This is a genomic window from Mesopusillimonas faecipullorum (assembly GCF_020539505.1).
Taxonomy (GTDB): domain Bacteria; phylum Pseudomonadota; class Gammaproteobacteria; order Burkholderiales; family Burkholderiaceae_B; genus Mesopusillimonas; species Mesopusillimonas faecipullorum.
Window position 1 is genome coordinate 1 of record NZ_JACDXW010000019.1, and the last position, 1,753, is coordinate 1,753.

Below are 1,753 nucleotides of genomic sequence, written 5' to 3' on the forward strand. Positions count from 1 at the left end.
ACACGCGGTAGGAGAGCGTTCTGTAAGCCTGCGAAGGTGTCTCGAGAGGGATGCTGGAGGTATCAGAAGTGCGAATGCTGACATGAGTAGCGATAAAGGGGGTGAAAAGCCCCCTCGCCGTAAGTCCAAGGTTTCCTGCGCAACGTTCATCGGCGCAGGGTGAGTCGGCCCCTAAGGCGAGGCAGAGATGCGTAGCTGATGGGAAGCTGGTTAATATTCCAGCACCGTCGTACAGTGCGATGGGGGGACGGATCGTGGAAGGTCATCGGGAGATTGGTAGTTCCCGTTGCTGCACTATAGAAGGCGCTTCAGGCAAATCCGGGCGCGTAATTCAAGGGTGTGGCTGAATAGGACTTCGGTCCTAAACTGATTGGAAGTGGTCCCAAGAAAAGCCTCTAAGCTTCAGCTGTACGAGACCGTACCGCAAACCGACACAGGTGGACGGGATGAATATTCCAAGGCGCTTGAGAGAACTCGGGAAAAGGAACTCGGCAAATTGATACCGTAACTTCGGGATAAGGTATGCCCTGGTAGTGTGATAGGCTCGCGCCTAGAGCATGAAGGGGTCTCAGAGAATCGGTGGCTGCGACTGTTTATTAAAAACATAGCACTCTGCAAACACGAAAGTGGACGTATAGGGTGTGACGCCTGCCCGGTGCCGGAAGGTTAAGTGATGGGGTGCAAGCTCTTGATCGAAGCCCCGGTAAACGGCGGCCGTAACTATAACGGTCCTAAGGTAGCGAAATTCCTTGTCGGGTAAGTTCCGACCTGCACGAATGGCGTAACGATGGCCACACTGTCTCTTCCCGAGACTCAGCGAAGTTGAAGTGGTTGTGATGATGCAATCTACCCGCGGCTAGACGGAAAGACCCCATGAACCTTTACTGTAGCTTTGCATTGAACTGTGAACCGGCCTGTGTAGGATAGGTGGGAGGCGTTGAACTCATGTCGCCAGATGTGAGGGAGCCAACCTTGAAATACCACCCTGGTCTGTTTGCGGTTCTAACCTAGGTCCATTATCTGGATCGGGGACCGTGCATGGTGGGCAGTTTGACTGGGGCGGTCTCCTCCCAAAGTGTAACGGAGGAGTACGAAGGTACGCTAGAGACGGTCGGAAATCGTCTTGATAGTGCAATGGCATAAGCGTGCTTGACTGTGAGACCTACAAGTCGAACAGGTGCGAAAGCAGGTCATAGTGATCCGGTGGTTCTGTATGGAAGGGCCATCGCTCAACGGATAAAAGGTACTCTGGGGATAACAGGCTGATACCGCCCAAGAGTTCATATCGACGGCGGTGTTTGGCACCTCGATGTCGGCTCATCACATCCTGGGGCTGTAGCCGGTCCCAAGGGTATGGCTGTTCGCCATTTAAAGTGGTACGTGAGCTGGGTTTAAAACGTCGTGAGACAGTTTGGTCCCTATCTGCCGTGGGCGTTGGATACTTGACGGAGCCTGCTCCTAGTACGAGAGGACCGGAGTGGACGTACCTCTGGTGTACCGGTTGTCATGCCAATGGCATCGCCGGGTAGCTATGTACGGAAGAGATAACCGCTGAAGGCATCTAAGCGGGAAACTCGTCTGAAGATAAGGTGTCCCGGGGCCTAGAGCCCCCTAAAGGGTCGTTCGAGACCAGAACGTTGATAGGCTGGGTGTGGAAGTGCAGTAATGCACGTAGCTAACCAGTACTAATTGCCCGTGCGGCTTGATCCTATAACCTTGCAGGTTAGCGTGATCAAGTGTCGTTCAAAACTCA

Annotated in this window: 1 rRNA gene; it reads left to right on the forward strand. The window is 53.6% G+C overall.

What is annotated here, in order from left to right:
- Positions 1–1,710, forward strand: a 23S ribosomal RNA gene (locus tag H0484_RS14980); the annotation flags it as partial.
- Between the last annotated feature and the right edge of the window lie 43 nt (positions 1,711–1,753).